The sequence below is a fragment of the Streptomyces sp. NPDC057654 genome (assembly GCF_042800135.1).
Classification (GTDB): Bacteria; Actinomycetota; Actinomycetes; order Streptomycetales; family Streptomycetaceae; genus Streptomyces.
Genome location: NZ_JBHVHQ010001075.1, coordinates 1 through 2,556, shown reverse-complemented (window position 1 = coordinate 2,556; position 2,556 = coordinate 1). Strand labels below are relative to the sequence as shown.

Below are 2,556 nucleotides of genomic sequence, written 5' to 3'. Positions count from 1 at the left end.
GGCCCGTACGGTCCTGGCCGGCCAGAGCCTCGGCGGCCTGATGGCGGCCCACGCCGCCGTCCGCGCCCCGCACCGCTTCGGCAACGCCCTGGCCCAGTCCGGCTCCTTCTGGTGGCCCGACGGCCCCGATGCCGAGTGGCTGACGCGCGTCATAGCGACCGCGGAGGAGGGGCGGCTCCCGGTCCGCTTCCACCTCTCGGCCGGCGAACAGGAATGGGTCCTCCTCCCCGCCAACCGCCGCCTCCGAGACACCTTGCGGGAAGGCGGCCACGACGTCCGCTACCGCGAATTCAACGGCGGCCACGACTATCTGTGCTGGCGCACAGAACTGGCGGAGGGCTTGGTGCACCTACTCGGAACCTGAACACCAATGCCCCGCCGGGGCGCGAGGAACTGCGCGACCGGCCACGACGCACCTGCTGGGACCCACAACGCCTGGCGCCCCACAGGGGCGCGGGGAACTGCGCGACCAGCCACGACGCACCTGCTGGCGTCAGGGATACCGGTGCCGCACAGGGGCGCGGGGAACTGCGCGATCGGCCACGACGCGCCCGCGGCTAACGAGGCGGCTCGGGCGGCAGCATCTCGCTGGTGAGCGCCCAGCGCTCATGGTCACGCCACGCCCCGTCGATGAACAGGAAGTCCGGCGAGAACCCCTCCAGCCGGAACCCGTGCCGCCGCACGAGCGCCAGCGAGGGCTCGTTCCCCGGCTGGATATTGGCTTCGAGGCGGTGCAGGCCCAGCGGGCCGAAGGCATGGCGCAGGACCAGCCCCATGCCCTCGGTCATATAGCCGCGCCCCGCGCTCGGCGCGAACACGGCGTACCCCACGGCCCCGCACTGGAAGAGGCCCTGGACGATGTTGTTGATGTTGACGCACCCGGCCATCTCGCCCGTCTTCCGCTCGCAGATGACGAAGCCCTTGCGGTCCGGGGCGTCGGCGAGCCGGCCGATGTACGTCTCCCACGCCTCGTCCGTGGTGGGCAGGGTCATCCACGGATGGTGCAGGGCGACGCTGGCCCGCGCCAGCGCCGTGAACCGCTCCCCGTCGCCGCGCTCGATGAGGCGGATGCCCACGCGGGGGCCGGTCGCGAGATACGTGTCGTCTTCAGGCATCGGACCATCCTAGGAAGCCGCCCGATCACCGCCAAGCGGGTTTGTCGGTGCCCCACAGACCCGGCAGCGAGGGGAAGTCGCGGGGGCCGCCGTCGAAGGAGACGGGCGGCAGCGCGTACCGCACATGCCCCAGCGGGCCGTCGGCCTCGGTGAGCCAGGGCGTGGGATCGTACGCGCCGGTCGGCTCCCCGGTGTCCGCCTTGACGCCGTTCACCAGCCAGAACGCCGTCTGTGCGAGCGCGAGGCGGGCCACGTACGAGCCGCCCGACGCCTGCCGGAGGGTGGCGGCGCGCAGCACGGCGGCGGCGAGCAGATAGCCGGTGCCGTGGTCGAGCGCCTGGGCGGGCAGCGCTCCGGGGTGGCCGTCGCGGTCCGCCTCGACGGCGGCGATGCCGCCGGCCGCCTGCACGAGGGAGTCGAAGCCGCGTCGCTCGCCCCACGGTCCGTACGGGCCCCAGGCGCTGAGCTGGGCGACGATCAGGCCGGGGCGGCGCTCGGCGAGCGCTTCGGGCGCGAGGCCGTACCGGTCGAGCGCGCCGGGCCGGTAGCCGGTGACGACGGCGTCGGCGGTGGTGAGCAGCTCTTCGAAGACGGCCCGGTCGGCGGTGTCGCCGAGGTCGAGGACGGTGGAGCGCTTGCCGAAGCCGGTGTCGGAGTGGGCGGCCTGGCTCTCCGGGAGCTGCGGGGCGTCGATGCGCAGCACGTCCGCCCCGAGCGCCGCGAGGGTGCGGGTGGCCACGGGGCCGGCGATGACGCGGGTGAGGTCGAGGACGCGCAGCCCCTCGGCGGGCCGGGTCGGCGCGGGCGCGAGCGTACGGGCGGGGGCCTCGCCGACCCGGTCGAGGGTGAGCAGGGGGCGGCCGGCGACGGCCCTGCCCTGGGGGTGTTCGGCCCAGTTCAGCGGTCCGCGGACGGCGACGGCGAGGCCGCCCGCCGCGTAGACCGCCTCCTGCACCTGCTCGGCCTCGCGGCCCGCGAGCTCGGCGGCGGCCTGTTCGACGAGCCGCTCGTCGTCCGCGTCGGCGTCGAGGCCGAGGGCGGCGATGAGCCGGGCGCGGTGGTGCGGGTAGTTGGCGTGGGTGCGCAGCCAGCCGTCGGCGGTGCGCCAGAACCGGGACAGGGGCGCGAAGGTCGAGCCGCCGCGGCCGTCGATGCGCAGGTGGCGTTCGCTGACGAAGGCGGTGGCCACCGCGCCGTCGTCGACCCGGACCGCGGGGAGCGGGCCGCCGTCGCGGGCGGCGGCGAGTTCGGCCGCGGCGAGCGAGGCGACGGCCACGGTCGAGCGTGCGAGTTCCCGTACGGGCAGCCGGGCGGGGAGTACGTCGTCGGGGCCCTGGTAGCCGATGGCCGCCAGGAGCGCGGGGTCCCCGCCGAGCGCCGCCCAGGCCTGAGCCGTTCCGTCGATAGATCGTTTCAGCACACATCCAGTGTGGCACTCAGT

General features: G+C 74.9%; 3 protein-coding genes. 1 reads left to right on the top strand and 2 read right to left on the bottom strand.

What is annotated here, in order from left to right:
• The coding region (locus ACFU99_RS40565) for an alpha/beta hydrolase-fold protein (RefSeq protein WP_384402868.1) at positions 1-364 on the top strand (364 nt) is incomplete at its 5' end.
• Positions 365-557: 193 nt separating this feature from the next.
• Here the strand turns inward: ACFU99_RS40565 and ACFU99_RS40560 are convergent.
• Together ACFU99_RS40560 and ACFU99_RS40555 are read right to left on the bottom strand one after the other, a co-directional pair.
• Complete coding sequence (locus tag ACFU99_RS40560; RefSeq protein WP_384402865.1) at positions 558-1,115, bottom strand: GNAT family N-acetyltransferase; 558 nt, start codon at positions 1,113-1,115, stop codon at positions 558-560.
• A gap of 25 nt (positions 1,116-1,140) precedes the next feature.
• Complete coding sequence (locus tag ACFU99_RS40555) at positions 1,141-2,535, bottom strand: CoA transferase (protein ID WP_384402862.1); 1,395 nt, start codon at positions 2,533-2,535, stop codon at positions 1,141-1,143.
• Positions 2,536-2,556: the final 21 nt, after the last annotated feature.